At 72.4% G+C, this 21,965-nt stretch carries 18 protein-coding genes; 13 read left to right on the forward strand and 5 right to left on the reverse strand.

Going from position 1 to position 21,965, the window contains the following annotated elements:
* Nucleotides 1-35: 35 nt before the first annotated feature.
* Nucleotides 36-1,589 carry an NAD(P)/FAD-dependent oxidoreductase gene (locus tag AB0I82_RS22120; protein ID WP_363259033.1) on the forward strand — a complete coding sequence of 518 codons (1,554 nt, stop codon included), beginning with the start codon at nucleotides 36-38 and terminating at the stop codon, nucleotides 1,587-1,589.
* A gap of 33 nt (nucleotides 1,590-1,622) precedes the next feature.
* Here the strand turns inward: AB0I82_RS22120 and AB0I82_RS22125 are convergent, their stop codons facing one another.
* Nucleotides 1,623-2,312, reverse strand: a complete 690-nt coding sequence (locus AB0I82_RS22125) for an HAD-IA family hydrolase (protein ID WP_363259034.1) — start codon at nucleotides 2,310-2,312, stop codon at nucleotides 1,623-1,625.
* A 9-nt stretch (nucleotides 2,313-2,321) separates the two neighbouring features.
* On the opposite strand from AB0I82_RS22125, the gene AB0I82_RS22130 reads away from it, so the two are divergent.
* The 4 genes from AB0I82_RS22130 (at nucleotide 2,322) to AB0I82_RS22145 (ending at nucleotide 7,598) form a co-directional block, all read left to right on the forward strand.
* The gene (locus tag AB0I82_RS22130; protein WP_363259035.1) at nucleotides 2,322-3,425 is read left to right on the forward strand and encodes a nitronate monooxygenase family protein; all 1,104 of its coding nucleotides are present in this window, start codon (nucleotides 2,322-2,324) and stop codon (nucleotides 3,423-3,425) included.
* 22 nt (nucleotides 3,426-3,447) lie between these two features.
* Complete coding sequence (locus tag AB0I82_RS22135) at nucleotides 3,448-4,998, forward strand: acyl-CoA synthetase (RefSeq protein ID WP_363259036.1); 1,551 nt, start codon at nucleotides 3,448-3,450, stop codon at nucleotides 4,996-4,998.
* 91 nt (nucleotides 4,999-5,089) lie between these two features.
* Nucleotides 5,090-6,625 carry an acyl-CoA synthetase gene (locus AB0I82_RS22140; RefSeq protein ID WP_363259037.1) on the forward strand — a complete coding sequence of 512 codons (1,536 nt, stop codon included), beginning with the start codon at nucleotides 5,090-5,092 and terminating at the stop codon, nucleotides 6,623-6,625.
* Between the two features lie 172 nt (nucleotides 6,626-6,797).
* Nucleotides 6,798-7,598: a VOC family protein gene (locus AB0I82_RS22145; protein ID WP_363259038.1), complete on the forward strand. Its 801-nt coding sequence runs from the start codon at nucleotides 6,798-6,800 to the stop codon at nucleotides 7,596-7,598.
* A 12-nt stretch (nucleotides 7,599-7,610) separates the two neighbouring features.
* On the opposite strand, the gene paaK is transcribed toward AB0I82_RS22145, so the two are convergent.
* Nucleotides 7,611-8,927 carry a phenylacetate--CoA ligase PaaK gene (gene paaK / locus AB0I82_RS22150; protein WP_363259039.1) on the reverse strand — a complete coding sequence of 439 codons (1,317 nt, stop codon included), beginning with the start codon at nucleotides 8,925-8,927 and terminating at the stop codon, nucleotides 7,611-7,613.
* A gap of 139 nt (nucleotides 8,928-9,066) precedes the next feature.
* Here paaK and AB0I82_RS22155 point away from each other — a divergent pair, with 139 nt between their 5' ends.
* Together AB0I82_RS22155 and AB0I82_RS22160 are read left to right on the forward strand one after the other, a co-directional pair.
* Entirely contained in the window at nucleotides 9,067-9,765 is a 699-nt protein-coding gene (locus AB0I82_RS22155; RefSeq protein ID WP_363259040.1) for an alpha/beta hydrolase, read from the forward strand.
* A gap of 113 nt (nucleotides 9,766-9,878) precedes the next feature.
* Entirely contained in the window at nucleotides 9,879-10,502 is a 624-nt protein-coding gene (locus AB0I82_RS22160) for a chorismate mutase (protein ID WP_363259041.1), read from the forward strand.
* Nucleotides 10,503-10,579: 77 nt separating this feature from the next.
* Here AB0I82_RS22160 and AB0I82_RS22165 read toward each other — a convergent pair whose 3' ends face one another.
* Nucleotides 10,580-12,199 (reverse strand): acyl-CoA synthetase, encoded by a 1,620-nt coding sequence (locus AB0I82_RS22165; RefSeq protein WP_363259042.1) that lies wholly within the window; start codon nucleotides 12,197-12,199, stop codon nucleotides 10,580-10,582.
* Between the two features lie 164 nt (nucleotides 12,200-12,363).
* On the opposite strand from AB0I82_RS22165, the gene AB0I82_RS22170 reads away from it, so the two are divergent.
* From AB0I82_RS22170 to AB0I82_RS22190, 5 genes are all read left to right on the forward strand, one after another.
* A complete protein-coding gene (locus AB0I82_RS22170) occupies nucleotides 12,364-13,164 on the forward strand; it encodes a crotonase/enoyl-CoA hydratase family protein (protein WP_363259043.1) in 801 nt (266 codons plus the stop codon).
* Nucleotides 13,165-13,197: 33 nt separating this feature from the next.
* Nucleotides 13,198-14,154, forward strand: a complete 957-nt coding sequence (locus AB0I82_RS22175; protein ID WP_363259044.1) for an OB-fold domain-containing protein — start codon at nucleotides 13,198-13,200, stop codon at nucleotides 14,152-14,154.
* Nucleotides 14,154-15,194, forward strand: coding sequence for a thiolase domain-containing protein (locus AB0I82_RS22180; protein ID WP_363259045.1), 1,041 nt, complete (start codon nucleotides 14,154-14,156; stop codon nucleotides 15,192-15,194). Before AB0I82_RS22175 ends, AB0I82_RS22180 begins: the two co-directional genes overlap by 1 nt.
* Before the next feature lie 19 nt (nucleotides 15,195-15,213).
* Nucleotides 15,214-16,392 (forward strand): thiolase domain-containing protein, encoded by a 1,179-nt coding sequence (locus AB0I82_RS22185; protein WP_363259046.1) that lies wholly within the window; start codon nucleotides 15,214-15,216, stop codon nucleotides 16,390-16,392.
* Nucleotides 16,393-16,503: 111 nt separating this feature from the next.
* Entirely contained in the window at nucleotides 16,504-16,746 is a 243-nt protein-coding gene (locus AB0I82_RS22190; protein ID WP_363259047.1) for a DUF397 domain-containing protein, read from the forward strand.
* Between the two features lie 13 nt (nucleotides 16,747-16,759).
* On the opposite strand, the gene AB0I82_RS22195 is transcribed toward AB0I82_RS22190, so the two are convergent.
* Both AB0I82_RS22195 and AB0I82_RS22200 read right to left on the reverse strand, forming a co-directional pair.
* On the reverse strand, nucleotides 16,760-17,482 hold the full coding sequence (locus AB0I82_RS22195; protein WP_363259048.1) for a leucine-rich repeat domain-containing protein: 723 nt from the start codon (nucleotides 17,480-17,482) through the stop codon (nucleotides 16,760-16,762).
* 11 nt (nucleotides 17,483-17,493) lie between these two features.
* Nucleotides 17,494-18,609: an isoafricanol synthase gene (locus AB0I82_RS22200; RefSeq protein WP_363259049.1), complete on the reverse strand. Its 1,116-nt coding sequence runs from the start codon at nucleotides 18,607-18,609 to the stop codon at nucleotides 17,494-17,496.
* Nucleotides 18,610-18,888: 279 nt separating this feature from the next.
* Between AB0I82_RS22200 and AB0I82_RS22205 the strand changes: the two genes are divergently transcribed.
* Nucleotides 18,889-21,828, forward strand: coding sequence for an AAA family ATPase (locus tag AB0I82_RS22205; RefSeq protein WP_363259050.1), 2,940 nt, complete (start codon nucleotides 18,889-18,891; stop codon nucleotides 21,826-21,828).
* Nucleotides 21,829-21,965 lie beyond the last annotated feature (137 nt).

Genomic DNA, 21,965 nt, shown 5'->3' on the forward strand with positions numbered 1-21,965 from the left:
TGGCCGGTACTGATCGCTCCGTGCTACCAAGAGACATGCCGGAACGGACGTCCTACGACGTGATCATTGTCGGCGGCGGGCACAACGGCCTCGTCGCCGCCGCCTATCTCGCCCGCGCCGGGCGCAGCGTGCTCGTACTCGAACGGCTCGGCCACACCGGTGGCGCCGCCGTCTCCACCAGGGCCTTCGCCGGAATCGACGCCAGGCTCTCCCGCTACTCCTACCTCGTCAGCCTGCTGCCCCCGAAGATCGTGCAGGACCTGGGGCTGCGCTTCGCCGTCCGTAAGCGCACCGTCTCCTCCTACACGCCCGCCGACCGCGACGGCCGCCCCGGCGGGCTCCTCGTGGGCGGCGGCCCGGCCCGCACCCGTGCCGCGTTCGAAGCACTGACCGGCTCCGACCGCGAGTACGAGGCGTGGGAACGCTTCTACGGGACCACCGCCCGGCTCGCCGAGCGCGTCTTCCCCACCCTCACCGAACCGCTCCCCACCCGCGCCGAGCTGCGCGCCCGGATCGACGACGAGGACGCCTGGCAGGCCCTGTTCGAGCGGCCCGTCGGCGAGACGATCGAGAAGACCTTCGCCGACGACCTCGTACGCGGCGTCGTCCTGACCGACGGCCTGATCGGCACGTTCGCCTCCGCACACGATCCGTCCCTGCGGCAGAACCGCTGCTTCCTGTACCACGTCATCGGCGGCGGCACCGGCGACTGGGACGTGCCGCTCGGTGGCATGGGCGCGCTCACCGACGCGCTGGCCCGCGCCGCCCGCCACGCGGGCGCCGAGATCGCCACCGGACACGAGGTGACCGGCCTGGCCACCGATGGCAGGACGGCCGAAGTGACGTGCCCGCAGGGCACGTTCGCCGCCCGCCACGTCCTGGTGAACGCCGCCCCGCAGGCGCTGGCCGCGCTCCTAGGAGAGCAGCCGCCCGAGCCCCCCGAAGGTGCCCAGCTCAAGGTCAACATGCTGCTGACGCGGCTGCCGCGCCTCCGGGACGAGAGCGTCGACCCCCGAGAGGCGTTCTCCGGCACCTTCCACATCGCCGAGGGTTACGAACAGCTGGAGACCGCCTACCAGGAGGCCGCGGCCGGCCAACTGCCCACCGCACCCCCCAGCGAGATCTACTGCCACTCCCTCACCGACCCCTCGATCCTCGCCCCCGAACTGGTGCGCCAGGGCTACCAGACCCTCACCCTGTTCGGCCTGCACACCCCGGCGCGGCTCTTCGCGGCCGACAACGAAGCGGCCCGGGAACGCCTCCTGCGGGCCACCGTCGAACAGCTCGACGCGCACCTCGCCGAGCCGCTGGCCGACTGCCTGGCCCACGACGCCGACGGCCGCCCCTGCATCGAGGCGAAGTCCCCACTGGACCTGGAGCGCGACCTGCGCCTCCCGGGCGGCAACATCTTCCACGGCGACCTGTCCTTCCCGTATGCGGAGGACGCCACGGACGACACCCCCGCCGCCCGTTGGGGCGTCGCCACCGCGCACCCGAATGTCCTGCTGTGCGGCGCGGGCGCCCTCAGGGGCGGCGGCGTCAGCGGCATCCCGGGGCACAACGCGGCGATGGCGGTACTGGAGAGCTGAGCACGCGGCCTCTACGGGTTGAACACTCGGCCTCTATGGGCTGGACGCGAGCGCCAGGTTCAGTACCGCGTCCAGCCCGCGCACCGCTCCGGGGGCTGCGCCGGCGGGCAGTACATAGCACCGCAGGCCGCTGCCCGCCGCGCCGCCGTCCTTGGCCGGGTGGTCACCCACCATCAGCGTCTCGGCGGGCGCGACGCCCAACTCCCGGCAGGCGTGCGCGAACAGCGCCGGGTCGGGCTTCTCCGTGTCGTGCTCGAAGGAGTGCACCCACGCGGAGAAGTACCGGTCGAGCCCGTGGTGCGCGAAGGTCGGCCGCAGGTCCCAGCCGACGTCGCTGACCACACCGAGCGCGATGCCGTGCCCCGTGAGGGCCTCCAGCGTCTCCGCCGCGTCCGCGTACGGGCGCCAGTGCTCCGGCGACCGCAGCTGCTCGTACAGCGCCTCCGCGACCGGCGCGAGACCCGGCACGGACGCGTACCACGTCGTGAACGCATGCCTGTGGGCCGCAGCGGAGACATCACGACCCCGCTGCGCCGCGACGACCGCGGGCTGCGCCAGACCGGCATACGTGCCGCCCTCGGCTCCCCCGTGTCGTCGGGGGTGCGCAGCGGGCCCTCGGGGCCGCTGACGGGGAGAGGTCTCATGGCGGGGATCTTCCTGGGCCGGCCATAAAACTGACGTGGTGTCAGAAAATCTCTTCCCTCGTGCGGCGGGCTGCGGCATCCTGCGCGCATGCAGACGGAGCTGAGCAGCACACTGGGTGTCGAGCACGCCGTCTTCGGGTTCACGCCGTTCCCCGCCGTGGCCGCGGCGATCTCCCGGGCCGGCGGGTTCGGCGTGCTCGGCGCGGTACGGTACGCCGCCGCCGACGACCTCGCGCGCGACCTGGACTGGATGCAGGAGCACACCGGCGGCCTGCCGTACGGCCTGGACGTCGTGATGCCCGCGAAGAAGGTCGAGGGCGTCACCGAGGCGGACATCGAGGCGATGATCCCGGAAGAGCATCGCGCCTTCGTGGAGCGGACGCTCGACAAACACGGGGTGCCGCCGCTCCCCGAAGGCGCGGCGCCCGGCTGGCGGATCACCGGATGGATGGAGCAGGTCGCCCGCTCCCAGCTGGACGTCGCCTTCGACTACCCGATCAAACTGCTGGCCAACGCACTGGGTTCGCCGCCCGGCGACATCGTTCAACGAGCCCACGAGCACGGCATCCTCGTCGCCGCGCTGGCCGGCAGCCCCCGGCACGCCCGGCACCACCAGGAAGCCGGCATCGACATCATCGTCGCCCAGGGGTACGAGGCGGGCGGGCACACCGGCGAGATCGCCACGATGGTGCTCACCCCCGAAGTCGTGCGCGCCGTCGACCCGCTCCCTGTACTGGCCGCAGGCGGCATCGGCACCGGCGAACAGATCGCCGCCGGCCTCGCCCTCGGGGCGCAGGGCGTCTGGCTCGGCTCGGTCTGGCTGACCACCGAGGAGGCCGAGCTGCACTCGCCGCGGCTGACCCGGAAACTGCTCGCGGCCGGCCCCGGTGACACCGTCCGCTCGCGCGCCCTCACGGGCAAGCCCGCGCGCCAGCTCCGTACGGAGTGGACCGACGCCTGGGACGACCCGGCGGGCCCCGGCCCGCTGCCCATGCCCCTGCAGGGCCTGCTGGTCGCCGACGCGCTCTCGCGCATCCAGAAGTACGAGACCGAGCCGCTGCTCGGCACCCCCGTCGGCCAGATCGTCGGACAGATGAACACCACCCGCAGCGTGCAGGCCGTCTTCGACGACCTCACCCGCGGCTTCGAACGCGCCATCGACCGCATCAACCGGATCGCGGGTCGCGCCTGATCCGCCCGAAGGGAGCTCGGCCATGTCGCAACCCCCCAACGGCTTCTGGGCCCAGGCCGCCGCGGACCCGGACCGTACGGTCCTGATCGCGACGGACGGCGAGGAGTGGACCGCGGGCCGGCTGCTCGCCGCGTGCAACCGGCTCGTCCACGGGCTGCGCGCCGCGGGCCTCGAACGCGGCGACGCGTTCGCCGCCGTACTGCCCAACGGTGTCGAGTTCTTCACCGCCTATCTGGCGGCCGCGCAGGCGGGTTTCTACCTCGTCCCCGTCAACCACCATCTCGTCGGCCCGGAGATCGCCTGGATCGTGGCCGACTCCGGGGCGAAGGTCCTGATCGCGCACGAGCGGTTCGCCGACGCGGCGCGCGCCGCCGCGGACGAGGCCGGAATGCCCGCTGAGCGCCGCTACGCGGTCGGTACGGCCGCCGGCTTCCGCCCGTACCAGGAACTCCTCGCCGGACAGCCGGAGACGGCTCCTGAGGGCCGCACGCTCGGCTGGGTCATGAACTACACCTCGGGCACCACCGGACGCCCGCGCGGCATCCGCCGCCCGCTGCCCGGCAAGCTCCCCGAGGAGACCCATCTCGGCGGCTTCCTCGGCATCTTCGGCATCAAACCGTTCGACGACAACGTGCACCTGGTGTGCTCGCCGCTGTACCACACCGCCGTCCTGCAGTTCTCCGCCGCCGCCCTGCACATCGGCCACCAAATCGTCCTGATGGACCGCTGGACACCCGAAGAGATGCTGCGCCTCATCGACACCTACAGGTGCACGCACACCCATATGGTCCCCACCCAGTTCCACCGGCTGCTCGCCCTCCCGGAGGAGACCAGGAACCGGTACGACGTCTCCTCGATGCGACACGCCATCCACGGCGCCGCGCCCTGCCCCGACCACGTCAAACGCGCCATGATCGACTGGTGGGGGAGGTGCGTGGAGGAGTACTACGCGGCCAGCGAGGGCGGCGGCGCATTCGCCACCGCCGAGGACTGGCTCAAGAAACCCGGCACGGTCGGCAGGCCCTGGCCCATCAGCGAGCTGGCCATCTTCGACGACGACGGCCGCCGGCTCCCGGACGGCGAACTGGGCACCGTCTACATGAAGATGGCCACCGGCGGCTTCCGCTACCACAAGGACGACGGCAAGACCGAGCAGAACCGCATCGGCGACTTTTTCACCGTCGGCGACCTCGGCTACCTCGACGAGGACGGCTACCTCTTCCTCCGCGACCGCAAGATCGACATGATCATCTCCGGTGGCGTGAACATCTACCCCGCCGAGATCGAGGCCGCGCTGCTCGCCCACCCCGCCGTCGCCGACGCCGCCGCCTTCGGCATCCCGCACGACGACTGGGGCGAGGAGGTCAAGGCCGTCGTCGAGCCGGCGGACGGCCGCGTACCGGACGAGGCGCTGGCCGCCGACATCCTGGCCCACTGCGCCACCCGGCTGGCCAGCTACAAGCGCCCCAAGAGCGTCGACTTCATCGCCACCATGCCGCGCGACCCGAACGGCAAGCTCTACAAGAGGCGGCTGCGCGACCCTTACTGGGAGGGCCGGGAACGCGCGCTCTGAGGCGCGGCGCGGTGGCCGTGGCCCCGGAGGCCACCGCGCCTCGGGCGCCGTCTCCCTTGACCCGGGCGGAGGCTGGGCACAGGATCGCGCCATGGCAGGAGTGCGGAGCAGTACGGTCGACGGAATGCTGCGGCGGAGCGCGCGGCGGGTGCCGGAGCGTACGGCGGTGCGGTACGCCGAACGGTCCTGGACCTACCGGCAACTGGACGAGGCGGTCACCGCCGCTGCCCGGCTGCTCCTCGGGGAGGGACTGCACCCCGGCGACCGGGTCGGCTCGTACGGGCACAACTCCGACGCGTACCTGATCGGCTTCCTCGCCTGCGCCCGCGCCGGCCTCGTCCACGTCCCCATCAACCACCACCTCACGGGCGACGACCTCCAGTACATCGTCGAACAATCCGGTAGCTCGCTGGTCCTCACCGACCCGGCCCTCGCCCACGAACTCCCGGACGGCGTACGGGCCCTGCCCTTGCGCGACGCCGAGGACGCGCTGCTCGCCCGGCTGGCACGGCTGCGCAGAGACCCCGCGGGTCTCGCCGCCCTCCCGCCGCTCACGGACGTCGACGCCGAAACCCTCGTCCAGCTGCTCTACACCTCCGGCACCACCGCGCTCCCCAAGGGCGCGATGATGACCCATCGCGCGCTCGTCCACGAGTACGTCAGCGCCATCACCGCACTCGACCTGGCCGAAACCGACCGGCCGCTGCACTCCCTCCCGCTCTACCACTCCGCCCAGATGCACGTCTTCCTGCTGCCCTACCTGGCCGTGGGCGCGGAGAACACCATCCTGGACGCGCCCGTGGCCGAGACCATCTTCGAACTGGTGGGCGCAGGGCGCGCGGACAGCCTCTTCGCGCCGCCCACGGTATGGATCGGCCTCTCCCATCACCCCGACTTCACCGCCCGCGACCTGACCGGGCTGCGCAAGGCGTACTACGGCGCGTCGATCATGCCGGTACCGGTACTGGAACGGCTCCGCGGCCGCCTCCCCGGCCTCGCCTTCTACAACTGCTTCGGGCAGAGCGAGATCGGCCCGCTGGCGACCGTGCTGGGACCGGGCGAGCACGCGGGGCGGATGGACTCCTGCGGACGGCCCGTGCTCTTCGTGGAGGCGCGGGTGGTCGACGAGGAGGGCCGGGACGTGCCCGACGGCACAGTGGGCGAGGTCGTCTACCGCTCGCCGCAGCTGTGCGAGGGGTACTGGGAGAAGCCCGAGGAGACCGCCGCCGCCTTCAGGGACGGCTGGTTCCGCTCCGGCGACCTCGCCGTACGCGACTCCGAGGGATACCTCACGGTCGTCGACCGGGTGAAGGACGTCATCAACTCCGGCGGCGTGCTGGTCGCTTCCCGGCAGGTCGAGGACGTGCTGTACGAGCACCCGAAGGTCGCCGAGGTCGCGGTGATCGGGCTGCCGGACGACCGGTGGATCGAGGCGGTGACGGCGGTGGTCGTACGGACGGAGGACGCGGGCGACCTCGGCGAGCAGGAGCTGATCGACGCCGCCCGCACCCGGCTGCCGGCCTTCAAGGCGCCCAAGCGGGTCGTCTTCGTCCCCGAGCTGCCGCGCAACGCCAGCGGCAAGATCCTCAAGCGCGAGCTGCGGGAGCGGTTCGGCCGACGACGGTGAGCGGCGAGCCGTCTGACCTGCGGTGACGTGTCGCTGCGGGGCGATTGTCAGTGGTGCCTGCCATGCTGAGAACCGCTCAGAAAAATGGGCGGTGCGGCCCGTACCCGGCCGGCGGGCGCACACCGTCACGACAGCAGTTCATACGCTTCGCCTCACACCGAAGGACCTGCTCATGCTTTCGACCAAGTACGAACCGGGCGCACCGAACTGGCTCGATCTCGGCGTCCCCGACGTGGACGCGGCCGTCGCCTTCTACAGCGAGGTGTTCGGCTGGACCTACGAGTCCGCCGGGCTGGACGCCGGCGGCTACGGCTTCTTCCGGCTGGACGGCAGGATCGTCGCCGCGATCGGCCCGCTGGTCGAGGAGGGCGCGAGCCCGTCCTGGACGCTGTACTTCCACACGCCGGACGCGGACGGCACGGCCAAGGCGGTGACGGCCGCCGGCGGTACGGTCCGCGCCGAGCCGATGGACGTCTTCACGGCGGGGCGGCTGGCCGCGTTCACCGACCCCGACGGCGCCCGGTTCGCGGTCTGGCAGCCCGGTGACACGAAGGGGCTGGAGACCGTGATGGAGTCCAACGCCCTGTGCTGGACCGAGCTGTACACCACGGACAGCGCCCGGTCCAAGGACTTCTACCACTCGGTCTTCTCCTGGCAGTACCAGGACCTGCCGATGGGCGAGGCGGGCGCGTACACGATCGTCGTGCCGGCGGGCGTCGCGGCCTCGCCCGCGTTCGGCCAGGGCGGCATCATGCAGCTGCCCCAGGAGAACCGCGACCGCGGCTCCACCTCGGAGTGGCACCCGTACTTCGGCGTGGACGACTGCGACGCGACGGCCGCGGCGGCGACCGAGCGCGGCGCGGTCGCCCTCATCGCACCGGTGGACGCGGAGGGAGTCGGCCGCCTGGCAATGTTCCGCGACCCGTTCGGCGCCACATTCGCCATCATCAAGGGGGAGCCGCCCACGAGCTGAGGGAGCGGGCCGTCAGGCAGGCCGGAGGTCGACGAGGCGCTTGATCTTGCCGACCGAGCGCTCCAGCGTCTCCGGGGCGACGATCTCGACCGCCACGGTGACCCCGATGCCGTCCTTCACGGCGCGGGCGATCCGGTCCACCGCGGCCGTGCGCTGCTCCGGGGTCGCGTCGGGGCGGGCCTCGGCACGTACGGTCAGCTCGTCCAGCCGGGCCTCACGGGTCAGCCGCAGCTGGAAGTGCGGCGCGATCCCCGGAGTACGCAGCACGATCTCCTCGATCTGGGCGGGGAAGAGGTTCACCCCGCGCAGGATGATCATGTCGTCGCAGCGCCCGGTGACCTTGGCCATCCGGCGGAAGGCGGGGCGCGCGGTGCCCGGCAGCAGCCGGGTGAGGTCGCGCGTCCGGTAGCGGACGACCGGCATGGCCTCCTTGGTGAGGGAGGTGAACACCAGCTCGCCCTCCTCCCCGTCCGGAAGCACCTCTCCGGTGACCGGGTCGACGACCTCGGGGAAGAAGTGGTCCTCCCAGATGTGCAGCCCGTCCTTGGTCTCCACGCACTCCTGCGCCACGCCCGGCCCCATCACCTCGGACAGGCCGTATATGTCGACCGCGTGGATGGCCGTCCGCTCCTCGATCTCGCGGCGCATCTCCTCGGTCCACGGCTCGGCACCGAAGACGCCCACCTGGAGGGAGGTCGTCCGCGGATCGATGCCCTGTCGCTCGAACTCGTCCAGAAGGGTGAGCATGTAGGACGGCGTCACCATGATGATCTCGGGCCGGAAGTCCTGGATGAGCTGCACCTGACGAGCCGTCATGCCGCCGGACGCCGGGATGACCGTGCAGCCCAGCCGCTCGGCACCGTAGTGCGCGCCGAGCCCGCCGGTGAACAGCCCGTATCCGTACGCCACGTGCACCTTGTGGCCGGGGCGGGCGCCGGCGGCGCGCAGTGACCGGGCCACCACATCGGCCCAGACGGACAGGTCGTGCTCGGTGTAGCCGACGACGGTCGGGCGGCCCGTGGTCCCGCTGGACGCGTGGATGCGCCGTACGGCGGACTCCGGCACCGCGAACATCCCGAAGGGGTAGCCGGCGCGCAGGTCGTCCTTGCAGGTGAAGGGGAAGCGCGCGAGGTCGGCGAGGGTACGGCAGTCCTCGGGGCGCACGCCTGCCTTGTCGAACGACGCGCGGTGGAACGGCACGTGGTCGTACGCGTGCCGCAGCGTGGCCCGCAGCCGCTCCAGCTGGAGCGGCTGCAGCTCGTCACGCGTCAGCCGCTCCGCGTCGTCGTACGCCTCCGGAGCCGTCGGCCTGTCCGGTGTTCCTGCCATCCGTATGCACCGCCCGCGTCCCGTACCGGTCATCCGGACGCCGACCGATCATTCGGTGGCCGGTGTCGGAAACAAGTAATCAGCGGGCGGCGAACACGTCAAGGGTCTTCAACCGTGCCGCCACGGGTACCTTCGGCCCATGGCGGACGTACAGAAGGTGCAGGTGGACGGGGTTGAGCTGGCGTACCGGGCGTGGGGCGAGGCGGATGCGCCCCCGGCCGTACTGCTGCACTGCCTCGGTGAGGACGGTGAGGACTGGCGCGGGGTGGTCGGCCAGCTGGCGACCACCCACCGGGTGTACGCGCTGGACCTGCGGGGGCACGGGCAGAGCGACTGGCCCGGCGAGTACGGCTTCGAGCGGTGGCGGGACGACGCGATCGGCTTCCTCCGCGAGCTGCGGCTCGACGAGGTCACGCTGATCGGCCACTCCCTGGGCGCGGTGGCCGCGCTGCTGCTGGCCGCCGAGCGGCCCGAACTGGTGGCGCGGCTGGTCCTGGAGGAGGCGGCGCCGCCGCTGCCCGCCGAGCCGCCGCAGGAGGTACCGGAGGAGCCGGCCGGCCCGGCGGCGTTCGACTGGGCGGCGAAGGCCGCGGTGGTGGCGGAGCGGAACGCGCCGGACCCGCGCTGGTGGGACGGGCTCCCGCGGATCACCGCGCCGACGCTGGTGATCGGCGGCGGTGCCGACAGCCACATCCCGCAGGAGCACCTGGCCCGTATGACGGAGCTGATCCCGCACGCCGAACTCGTCACGATCGACGGCGCCGGCCATCTCGTCCACGAGGAGCGGCCGCGCGAATTCCTCGAAGCGGTACGGGGGTTCCTGGCGCGGGAGGGGTGACGGCCGGTGGCCATGGCGGACTGACGGCCGGTGGTCATGGCGGCCGTTGATCGAGTACAACAAGGCGGTCGAGCGAGAAGAACGCAGAAGAACGCAATAGAGAAGGGCACTCCGTGCGCATCAGCACCTCCCTCCGCGGCGCGCTGACCATGGCCGCCGCCGCGGCCGTCCTGTTCACCGGAGCGCCCGGCGCGGTCGCGGCCTCAGCGACCCCGGCGGCCCAAGCCGCTCCGTCCGCCGCGCATCCCGGCGGCCCCTACGCCGTGCTGCGCCCGATTGTCGCGCTGTCCGCCGAGCGGCTGGCCACCGCCGACCTCGTCGCGGCGGCGAAGTGGGGCACCGGCAGCCCCATCGACGACCCGGCGCGGGAGCAGCAGGTGCTCGACGCGGTGGCGCAGCGGGCCCGCGAGCTGGGTGCCGATCCCGACCGTACGGTGGCCGTCTTCCGCGACCAGATCGAGGCGAACAAGATCGTGCAGCGCGGCCTGCACCGCCGCTGGGCCGCCGATCCCGCCCAGGCCCCCACCACGCGCCCCGATCTCAACGAGGTCCGCAAGGAGATCAATCGCATCAACGAGGGTCTCGTACGCGCCCTCGCCGACTCCGCGCCCGCGCGCCGTTCCCCCTCCTGCACCCCCGTCCTGGCCGTCGCCTCGGCACACGTCGTACGGGACGAGCACCTGGACCCGCTCCACACGATTGCCCTGGCACGCGCTGTGCGCTCCGTCTGCGGGTAGACGCCACTCAGGCGGGCCCAGGCGGGACTCTCGGCTCCCCGGCCGGGACACAGGCTCCCAGGCCGGGAGACGGGCTCTCAGTCCCCCGCCGCCACCCGCTTCGCCCAGCGGTAGTCCGCCTTGCCGCTGGGGGAGCGCTGGATGCGGTCGGTGATCACGACCGTGCGGGGGATCTTGTAACCGGCCAGCCGGGTGCGGCAGTGGGCCTGGACGGCGGCCAGGTCCACCGGGCCCGCGCCCGCCCGCAGCTGCACCACGGCCGCCACCCGGCTGCCCCAGCGGTCGTCCGGTACGCCCGCGACCAGCGCGTCGTACACGTCAGGGTGCGCCTTCAGCGCCTGCTCGACCTCCTCCGGGTACACCTTCTCGCCGCCGGAGTTGATGCACTGCGAGCCGCGTCCCAGGACCGTGACGACACCCTCCTCGTCGACGGTCGCCATGTCGCCCAGGAGTACCCAGCGCTCGCCGTCCGCCTCGAAGAACGTCTCGGCGGTCTTCTTCGGGTCGTTGTAGTAGCCGAGCGGTACGTGGCCCCTCTGGGCCAGTCGGCCGGGCTCGCCCGGCGGTACCGGTGCGTGCGTGACCGGGTCGACCACCGCCGTACGGCCGTTGACGTGCAGCCGGAAGCCGGTGTCCGGGCCCGCGTCCTCCGTCGCGGTGCCGTTGAAGCCGGACTCCGAGGAGCCGAAGTTGTTGAGCAGCATCGCCTGCGGGAGCAGGGCCGTGAACTGCGCTCGTACGGTGTCGGAGAGGATGGCGCCGGAGCTGGAGACGGCGAACAGCGAGGAGCAGTCGGTGCCCTTGAGGGGGCCGGCGAGGGCGTCCGTCAGGGGGCGCAGCATTGCGTCGCCTACGAGGGAGACGCTGGTGACCCGCTCGCGTTCGATCGTCCGCAGTACCTCTTCGGGCACGTACTTGCGGTGCACGACCACTTTCTGGCCGAAGTGGAAGCCGATGAATGCGGTGAGGGTGGACGTGCCGTGCATGAGCGGGGGAGTGGGGAAGAAGACCAGGCCGTCGCCGCTCGCGGCGGCCCGCTCGGCCAGCTCCTCGGGGCGGGAGACCGGTTCGCCGGTGGGGGCGCCGCCGCCCGTCCCGGAGAAGAACAGGTCCTGGTGGCGCCAGACCACGCCCTTGGGCATGCCGGTGGTGCCGCCGGTGTAGATGATGACGCGGTCGTCGGCGCTGCGCGGGTCGAAGTTGCGGTCGGGTGAGCCGGCGGCCTCCGCGTCCGCGAACGGCACCAGAGGGAGAGCCGGTTCGCGTGCCCCCGGAGGCGGCGTGCCGACCCGTACGAGGTGCCGCAGACGCGGCGCTTCGGGGGCGGCGGCCGCCACCCGCTCGGTGAACTCCGCATCGAAGACCAGCGCCACCAGGTCCGCGTCACGGTAGAGGTAGACCAGCTCGTCCGCCACGTACCGGTAGTTGACGTTGACGGGAACGGCGCGGATCTTGAGGCAGGCGTAGAGGGTCTGGAGGTACTCGACGCCGTTGTAGAGGTGCAGGCCGACGTGGTCGCCGGGGCGTACGCCGGAGTCCGCGAGGTGGTGGGCGAGGCGGTTGGCCGCCGCGTCCAACTGGGCGTAGGTGAGGCGGCGTTCGGCACCGGTGCCCGGGTGGTCGGCGTACACCAGCGCCTCGCGGTCCGGTACCGCGTCGACGATCGACTCGAAGAGGTCGGCAAGGTTGTACTCCACGTCTCCTCCTGATCGCGCGGCCGCTGGTCCGGCGCTCATTAGAGCGTCCGAGGGAGGAAGGGGGAAGAGTCACGGCCAAGAAAACTGACTGAGTGTCAGAAAACTCTTGAAGTCGTCGTGGCTCTACTGCAACCTGTTCTCGTTCCGGAGACGGGAGGACGTCCATGGGCGGCACCGAACACGTGCTCACCGAGCGCGTGGGGGCATCACTGGTACTCACGCTCAACCGGCCCGAGGCGAAGAACGCGTTCTCGCCCGCCATGCTCGTGGGCCTCTACGACGGCTGGCTGGCCGCCGATGACGACGACGAGATCCGGTCCGTCGTCCTGACCGGCGCGGGCGGCGTCTTCTGCGCCGGCATGGACCTCAAAGCGCTGGCCGGCGACGGCATGGCCGACGACAGCTACCGCGATCGGATGAAAGCCGACCCCGATCTGCACTGGAAGGCGCTGCTGCGGCACCACCGGCCGCGCAAGCCCGTCATCGCCGCCGTCGAGGGCCCCTGCGTCGCGGGCGGTACCGAGATCCTGCAGGGCACCGACATCCGGGTCGCGGGCGAGAGCGCCACCTTCGGCCTCTTCGAAGTGCGGCGCGGACTCTTCCCCCTGGGCGGCTCGACCGTACGGCTGCCGCGCCAGATCCCGCGCACGCACGCCCTGGAGATGCTGCTCACCGGGCGCCCGTACAGCGCGCAGGAAGCCGCGCGGATCGGGCTGATCGGGCACGTCGTGCCGGACGGCGGCGCCCGTGCCAGGGCCCTGGAGATCGCCGAGCAGATCAACGCCTGCGGGCCGCTCGCCGTCGAGGCGGTCAAGGCATCGGTGTACGAGAGCGCGGAGCTGACCGAAACGGACGGGTTGGCACACGAACTTGCCCACGGCTGGCCGCTCTTCAGTACCGATGACGCCAAGGAAGGCGCCAAAGCCTTCGCCGAGAAGCGCCCGCCCGTCTACCGGCGCGCCTGACCGCCCACCGGCGCACCTGATGAGGAGCAGCCCGTGACCACCGAGACCCTCTCCGCCCCGCTCGTCGTCGAATTCCCCTTCACCCGCTCCCTGGGCCCCGTACAGAGCGCCTTCCTCACCGGGCTGCGCGAACGCACCGTCCTCGGGGTGCGCGCCACCGACGGCACGGTGCTCGTGCCGCCCGTCGAGTATGACCCGGCCACCTCCGAAGAGCTGCGCGAGCTGGTCCAGGTGGCGGAGACGGGCACGGTCACCACCTGGGCCTGGAACCCGCACCCCACCGGCAAGCACCCCCTCGACCGGCCCTTCGCGTGGGTGCTCGTCCGGCTGGACGGCGCCGGCAGCTCCCTGCTGCACGTGCTGGACGCGGCCTCGGCGGAGGCCGTGACCACTGGGATGCGGGTCCGCGTCCGGTGGGCGGCGGAACGTACCGGGGCCATCACGGACATCGCCTGCTTCGAGCCGTACGAGGGCGACGACGGCGCCCCCGGGGACGCGCCCCGGGACCACAGCGGCGACTTCGCCGACGCCGTCTCCGTCGTCACCCTGCCCGCCCGCCTCGACTACACCTACAGCCCCGGCCGTGCCCAGACCGCCCACCTACAGGCGCTCGCCGAGCGGCGCATCGTGGGCGAGCGCTGCCCCGAGTGCCGCAAGGTGTACGTGCCGCCGCGCGGCGCCTGTCCCACCTGCGGCGTGCCCACCGGGGAACGCGTCGAGGTGGGCCCGAAGGGCACCGTCACCACCTACTGCGTCGTCAACATCAAGGCCAAGGGGCTGGACATCGAAGTGCCCTACGTCTACGCCCACATCGCCCTGGACGGCGCGGGCCTCGCCCTCCACGGCCGCCTCGCCGGCATCCCGTACGACCAGGTCCGGATGGGGATGCGGGTCGAGCCCGTGTGGAAGGAAGGGCAGCGCTGGCCCGACCACTACCGCCCCACCGGAGAGCCGGACGCCGACTACGACACGTACAAGGAGCTGGTCTGATGCGAGAGGTGGCGATCGTCGCCTTCGGACAGTCCGACCACGTGCCCGACAGCGCCGCGGTCTCCGAGGTGGAGATGCTGATGCCGGTGCTGAACGATGTGCTCGGCCGGGCCGCCCTGAAGGCCGGCGAGATCGACTTCGTGTGCTCCGGCTCCAGCGACTACCTCGCCGGGCGCGTCTTCTCCTTCACGATGGCGCTGGACGGCGTGGGAGCCTGGCCGCCGGTCGCCGAGTCGCACGTGGAGATGGACGGCGCCTGGGCGCTGTACGAGGCGTGGGTGAAGCTCCTCACCGGCGAGGCCGACACCGCGCTCGTGTACTCCTACGGCAAGTCCTCGCCCGGCGACCTCCGCGAGGTCCTCACCCGCCAGCTCGACCCGTACTACATGGCGCCGCTGTGGCCCGACTCCGTGGCGCTCGCCGCCCTCCAGGCGCAGGCCCTGTTCGACGCGGGCGCCGCCGACGAGCGCACCCTGGCGGGGGTCGCGGTGCGCAGCCGTACCGACGCCGCCGCCAACCCCCACGCCCAGCTGCGCGGCGAGCACCCCATGGGCGAGCACGTCGTGGCGCCCCTGAGGCGCGGCGACTGCCCGCCCATCGGGGACGGCGCGGCCGCCGTCATCCTTGCCGCCGGGGACACCGCCCGAGGGCTGTGCGACCGGCCCGCCTGGATACGCGGCATCGACCACCGCATCGAAGCGCACGCCCTCGGCGTCCGCGACCTCACCGACTCCCCGTCCACCCGGCTCGCCGCCGAACGTGCCGGGGCCTTCGAACGCCCCGTGGACACCGCGGAACTCCACGCGCCCTTCACCTCCCAGGAGATCGTGCTCCGCGGCGCCCTGAGGCTCGGCGACGAGGTGACGGTCAACCCCTCGGGCGGCGCGCTCGCCGCCAACCCGATGATGGCCGCCGGCCTCATCCGGCTCGGCGAGGCGGCCGCCCGTATCCAGCGCGGCGAGTCCCGGCGGGCCCTCGCACACGCCACCTCAGGGCCGTGCCTGCAGCAGAACCTGGTCGCCGTCCTGGAAGGGGAGTGAGGCCCTCATGAGCGCCGCCATGAGCACTGTCACGAGCAAGGAGCCCGTGGCCGTCGTCGGCATCGGCCAGACCCGGCACGCAGCGGCCCGCAAGGACGTCTCGATCGCCGGACTCGTCCGCGAGGCCGCCCTGCGCGCCCTGGAGGACGCCCAGCTGACCTGGGCCGACATCGACGCCGTCGTCATCGGCAAGGCCCCGGACTTCTTCGAGGGCGTGATGATGCCGGAGCTGTACCTGGCCGACGCGCTCGGTGCCGTGGGCAAGCCCATGCTCCGGGTGCACACCGCCGGCTCCGTAGGCGGGTCCACCGCCCTTGTAGCGGCCAACCTCGTCGCCGCACGAGTGCACGGCACCGTCCTCACCCTCGCCTTCGAAAAGCAGTCCGAGTCCAACGCGATGTGGGGCCTGTCCCTGCCCGTCCCCTTCCAGCAGCCCCTGTTGGCCGGGGCCGGCGGCTTCTTCGCCCCGCACGTCCGCGCGTACATACGGCGCACCGGCGCGCCCGACACGATCGGCTCCCTCGTCGCCTACAAGGACCGCCGCAACGCGCTCAAGAACCCGTACGCGCATCTGCACGAGCACGACCTCACCCTGGAGAAGGTGCAGGCGTCCCCGATGCTGTGGGACCCCGTCCGGTACTCCGAGACCTGCCCCTCCTCGGACGGCGCGTGCGCGATGGTCCTCACCGGGCGCGCCGGGGCTGCCCGCGCGCCCCACCCGCCGGCGTGGGTGCACGGCGGCGCGATGCGCAGCGAACCGACGCTCTTCGCCGGCAAGGACGCCGTCTCGCCGCGCGCGGGACAGGACTGCGCGGCGGACGTCTACCGGCAGGCCGGCATCACCGACCCGCGCCGCCAGATCGACGCGGTCGAGATGTATGTGCCGTTCAGCTGGTACGAACCGATGTGGCTGGAGAACCTGGGCTTCGCGGAGGAGGGCGGGGGCTGGAAGCTCACCGAGTCCGGCGTGACGGAACTGGACGGTGACCTCCCGGTGAATCCTTCGGGCGGCGTGCTCTCCACCAATCCGATCGGTGCCTCGGGCATGCTCCGCTTCGCGGAGGCGGCACTCCAGGTGCGCGGGCAGGCCGGTGAGCACCAAGTGCCGGGCGCACGGCGGGCGTTGGGTCACGCTTACGGAGGCGGCTCGCAGTTCTTCTCGATGTGGCTGGTCGGCGCGGAGCCGCCCGCGACCTGACCGGTCCTGCACGGGCCGCGGTACGGGGCGCCGTCGCGGCCTGTCCGTCGCCGGGCGCGGTGGCTAGGCTGACACGGACCGACGGAGCCGACCGGGTGAGGAGCGGGAAACGTGGCCGAAAGCACCACCACCGAGCAGCGGATCACCGGCGAGAAGCAGCCCGAACTGGATCTCACGCACGCCCAGTGGCAGCCCAGCGCGCAGGGGATGGGCGACGTACAGATCGCCTTCGTCGACGGCTTCATCGCCATGCGGGACCGACGCACCCCCAACGGCCCGGCCGTCGTCTTCGGCCCCGGCGAATGGCGCGGCTTCGTCCGCCGCGCCCGGGACGGCGAGTTCGACCTGACGTAAACCGTGAACGCGGTCAGCTGAGCACCACGCACCCTCGTTCCCGCAGTGCGCGCAGCGGCGGCGCGTCGTCGTCGACGGCGTTCCAGCGCAGGTCCAGCTTCTCCAGTGACGGCCATTCCGGCAGCCAGTGGGGGAGCGTGCGCAGCCGGTTGCCGCGCAGGTCCAGTCGGCGCAGCAACGGCAGCCCGCGCAGCGCTGCGGGGACCTCGGGGAGCCCGTTCTCGCGCAGCTCCAGTTCGCGCAGCTCCCGGAGGCCGGCGAAGGTGCCGGGGAGCGCGGTGAGGTGGTTGCCGCGCAGCCACAGCTCCCGCAGCCGGGTGAGCCGGCCGAGGGCGGGCGGGAGGGCGGTCAGCGCGCAGCGCTGGGCCCGCAGCTCGTGCAGGCCCGCCAGGTCGCCCAGCGCGTCCGGGAGGCGGCCGAGCGGGTTGTCGCCGACGTTGAGGTAGCCGAGGCGGGTCAGCCTGCCGAGCGCTGCGGGCAGTTCGGTGAGCCGGTTGTCGTGGAGGTACAGGCAGCGGGTCAGGCCGGCGAGCTCGCCGAGGGCTGCGGGCAGCCGGGTGAGTGCGTTGTGCCCGAGATCGAGGGTGTGCAGCGTGGTGAGCTCGCCGATGCGGTCGGGCAGGTCCGTGAGGGCGTTGTCGGCGAGGATCAGCACCCGCGGCCCGGGCGACGCCTCCCAGACCTCCGCCGGCACGGAACCCAGCCCGGCCTTCCAGTAGTTGTACTCGTCGGACACAGGGGGTGGCCTTAACGTTCGTGCTGCCGAGGCACCCGTACTTCCGGACCGGCCGCCGGTACTCCCGGATCCGCCGCCGCGAAGAGGTCCGCCCACGGGCGGCTGCGGACCGCGGCGGTGCCGTTGTCGTCGTAGCGCGGGGTCTCTCTCGACCAGACGAGATTGCCGCTGATCAGGTGGCGCATGCTCGCGACGTAGTGGGTCACGTGGTCGTGCACGTCGGAGGGCATGCCCAGTTCTCTGAGCGTCGCGGGCAGGGTCGCGGCGAGGTCCTGGAACTGTTCCACGCGCGTGCTCGCCGTGCGGGCGATCCGGCGCACCGCCTGGTCCAGCGTGCAGCCGGTCGAACGGTGCAGGATGATCACGCTGTTGTTGACGTCGCCGGCCGCCAGCTCCTTGTCCACGGACACGATGTCGTTCACGAAGATGACCGCTTCGGCGGTGAGCCGGCGCAGCTCGGCGAGGGGTGGTCTGCCGTGCAGCTCGCGTGGCAGGACGTAACCGCCGCAGCGCTCCGCGAAGTCCAGGCACGGCTGCACCCCTATGGAGTCGCGCCGCCCCTTGAGGTACTGCTCCAGCGGCAGTACACCCTTACGGGTACGGTTCTGGGCCTCCCAGTGGTACGCGGAGAGGTACCGCTCCCAGTGGCCCTTGAAGCGCAGCTGCCAGGCGCGCGGCGCGCCCGCGGTGATCCGTTGCCAGATGTCGCGGTAACCGGCCACCAGGGGACTGTCGGGCTCTTCGGGCAGCAGGTCCGGTGCGTCGTCCATGGTGCGCACCACCCGGTCCACGAGGTGCGCCACCGCCTCCGGGCACTGGCCCAGCTCGCCGTCGAACTGGTCGTCGAAGAGGAAGAACCAGGCGTTGAAATCCGTGGCCAGCGCCAACTCGGCGGCGTCGGCGTCGGGGTAGAAGTACGCCATGAGCCGATCCAGCCGCAGCGCGTCGTACTCGGCCGTCGCCGCCTCCCCGCAGAGCATGCCGTACCCGTGCAGCCAGCCGAGCGTGTGCCGGCGGGCCGCCTCCACACCGGGGTTGAGCCGGGCACCGAAAGGGATGCTGAGGGGCGCCGTACGCCGGGGAACGGGTGGCAGCGGGGCTGCCTCCGCGGTGATCGGGTCGTTCATGGTCCGCCTCCTTCGTGCTGCGCCCCCTGACGCAGCCAGGGGAGCCTGGGGCTCCTGCAGTAACGAGTCAAGAAGGGAGCAGGTTTATCGGTCAATGAGTTTGTGCACGACGCCCGCTCGCGCCACCCGCGCAGGCATAGGGCCGCGCGCCGCGTGCCGTCACGGACGGCGCGGGACCGTGCCGCGCGCTCCAGTGGTCCATGGTCGAAAGTCGCTGAGGACGGTTCCGGCAGCTCCCGTCGGCGATAGGCTCATCGCTGTATGCAGGAGGGGAAGGTCATGGCGGAGATGATCGGGCGATCGGGCCGGGTGCGCAGGCCGATGCTCGAGCGCGAAACGGAACTGAGCGCGCTGGACGGCATGTTGACCGACCTGTGCGGATCAGGCGACGGCGCCGAGGGCGTGCGTACGGGCGGCCTGCTCGCGTTCGCCGGGCCGCCGGGCATGGGCAAGACCGCGCTGATCACCGAGGCCCGCCGGCGCGCCGTCGCGCGCGGCTGCACGGTGCTGCTCGCCCGCGGCGGCGAGCAGGAGCAGGAGGTGGCCTTCCACGTCGTACGCCAGCTGGTGCAGCCGGTGTTCGCCGCCGAGTCCCCCGAGGAGCACCGCCGCATCCTCGGCAGTTGGTACGACATCGTCGCGCCCGCCGTCGGGCTGGTCGCGGCCGACGGTGACGCCTCGCCCGACCCGCAGGGCGTGCGGGACGGCCTGGACTGGGTCGTCACCCGCTTCGCCGTGCACTTCTCGCCCGTCGTCCTCATCCTCGACGACGCGCACTGGGCCGACCCCGAATCCCTCGCCTGGCTCACCGCGTTCGCCGCCCGCGCCGAAGAGCTGCCCATACTGATCGTCGTCGGGTACCGCCCCGACGAGCTGCCGGCCGGCGCAGGACCGCTGCGCCGGATCGCCGAGCGCAGCGGCTCCCGCCCCTTCGAGCTGACCCCGCTCACCCCCACCGCCGTCCGGCGCGTGGTCAACCACATGGTCGGAGAGGGCGCCGACGAGTCGTTCTGCCGCGAATGCTGGGCCGTCACGGGCGGCAATCCGTACGAGGTCGTCGAGCTGAGCGCCAAGATCCGCGAGCGCGGCATCAAGCCCCAGCAGGCCAACGTCTCCCAGCTGCGCGAGCTGATCACCGCCATCAAGGACAGCGGCCTCGTCGAGCGCCTGGAGCGGCTCGGGACCGCCGCCGTCCGCTTCGCCTGGGCCGCCGCCGTGCTCGGTACGGAGGTCTCGCCGACGCTCGCCGCCAATGTCGCGGGCCTCGGCGCCGTCCAGGCCGCCGACGTCCTCGACCAGCTGCGCGGAGCGCGCATCCTCGCCCCCGCCCGCAAGTCCGACAATGGCAACCTCCGCTTCTTCCACCCCCTCGTCGCCAGCGCCGTCTACCAGGCCATCCCCGGCGCGCTGCGGGTCGCCCTGCACGGCCAGGCGGCCGCAGCCGTCGTCGACGCGGGCCAGGGCGCCACCGCCGCGGCCCGCCATCTGCTGGAGATGCACCCCGAGCACGACGACTGGGTCGTGCAGCGCCTGCGGGAGGCCGCGGCCGAGTACTTCCGGGCCGGGGCGCCGGACGCAGCGCGCCGCTGCCTGGCCCGCGCGCTGCGCGAACCGCCGTCGCTCCAGGACCGCGCCCGCGTCCTGTTCGAGCTGGGCTGCTCCTCGCTGCTCAGCGAGCCGGCCACCACCGTGAACCACCTCCGCGCGGCCCTGGAGGAGCACGAGCTGGAGCCCGCTCTGCGGGAGACGATCACGTACAAGCTGGCGCAGGCGCTGGCCCACAGCGACCGCCTGGGGGAGGCCGCCCAGGTCGTCGCCGACGAGGGCCGGCGCGCCACGAACGCGCGCACGCGGCTCCGTATGCAGGCCGAGCAGTTCATGTACAACGCGTTCCGCGCCGACGAGCAGGACTCGCCCGCCCGCTCCCGGCTGCTCGCCAAGCTCGCCGACCACGTGACCGGGCGTGACATGGCCGAGCGGTACATCCTCGGGCTGCGCGCCTGGGACGCCATGGTGCGCGGCGAAAGCGCGCAGACGGCGCTGCGCTACGCCGAGGAGGCCCTCGGCGACGGGCTGCCGTGGTGCGACGAGGAGTGGGGGTTCGAGGTCCCCGTCATCGTCGCGCTCACCTTCATGTACTGCGACCAGCCCGGCCGCGCCGAGGAGCTGTTCCACCAGGGCATCGCCGAGTGCGAGCGCAAGGGCTGGCGCGGCGCCCACCTCTCCTTCGGGTACACCCTCCTCGGCTACATCCGGTACCGCCGCGGCCGGCTCGCCGAGGCCGAGGACCTGGTCCACGGCGGCCTGCGGATCGCGCACCGGGTGGGGCAGCGGGTGCCCGCCCAGTGGTTCGCCATCGGCATCCTCATCGAGATCCTGCTCGCGCGCGGCCGGGTGGACGAGGCCCAGGAGCTGGCCGACACGTACAGCTACGGCGACGTCGTCCCGAATGCCGTCGTCTACCCCGACTCGCAGACCGTCCACAGCGAGCTGCTGCTCGCCCGCGGCCTGCACCGCGACGCGGAGCACCAGCTCACGGCCGTCGGCAGGCGCCTGGAGCCGCGCGGCATGCGCAACCCCGCCTGGTGCCCCTGGCAGCTCCACCTCGCCCGTGCGATCGCCCTCACCGACCGGTCCAGGGCGATCGCCCTCGCCGATGAAGCGCTGCAGCGCGCCCGGGACTTCGGTACCGAGTCCGCCATCGGGCAGGCGCTGTTCTGCAGGGCCGAGGTGGCCGGCGGCGCGGAGGGCATGAAGCTGCTCGCCGAGGCGGTCCGCCACTTCGAGCGCTCCCCGTCCGCCTACGAGCTGGCCCAGGCGCTCGTCGAGCACGGAGCCGCGCTGCGCCGCGCCGGCCTGCCGCAGGACGCCGCCGACCGGCTCTACCGCGGCCTGGACAGCGCCCTGCACTGCGGTGCCGAGTCGCTGGTGGCGCGCGCCCGCGACGAGCTGTCCGCCGCCGGGCTGCGCCCCCTCCAGCTGCGCAGCTCCGGCACGGACACGCTCACCACCCAGGAGCGGGCGGTGGCCGAGTGGGTCGTACAGGGCTGGACCAAGGACCGCATCGCCGTGGAGCTGGGCACACAGCCGCCGGATGTCAGCCGGCTGCTGTCAGGGGTGTACCGCAAGATGGGCACGGACCGTAACGGCCTGGCCAGGCTGCTGGGGAGCGAGGGCGTGGCCGCCGTCCTGCCGCCGCCGGTCGCGCCGGAGGGGTGACGGGCCGGCCCGACGACTTCCGGCCGCACTGCTTCCGGTTCCACGGCTTCCGGTCCCATGGCGGTGGCCCGGGGTTTGCGGCCCGTCGGCGGCGCGGTACCGCAGGAAGGAGACCGGGCGGGCCACGTACGATGGCT

Origin of the sequence: Streptomyces sp. NPDC050315 (genome assembly GCF_040655775.1) — a bacterium.
Taxonomy (GTDB): Bacteria; Actinomycetota; Actinomycetes; order Streptomycetales; family Streptomycetaceae; genus Streptomyces.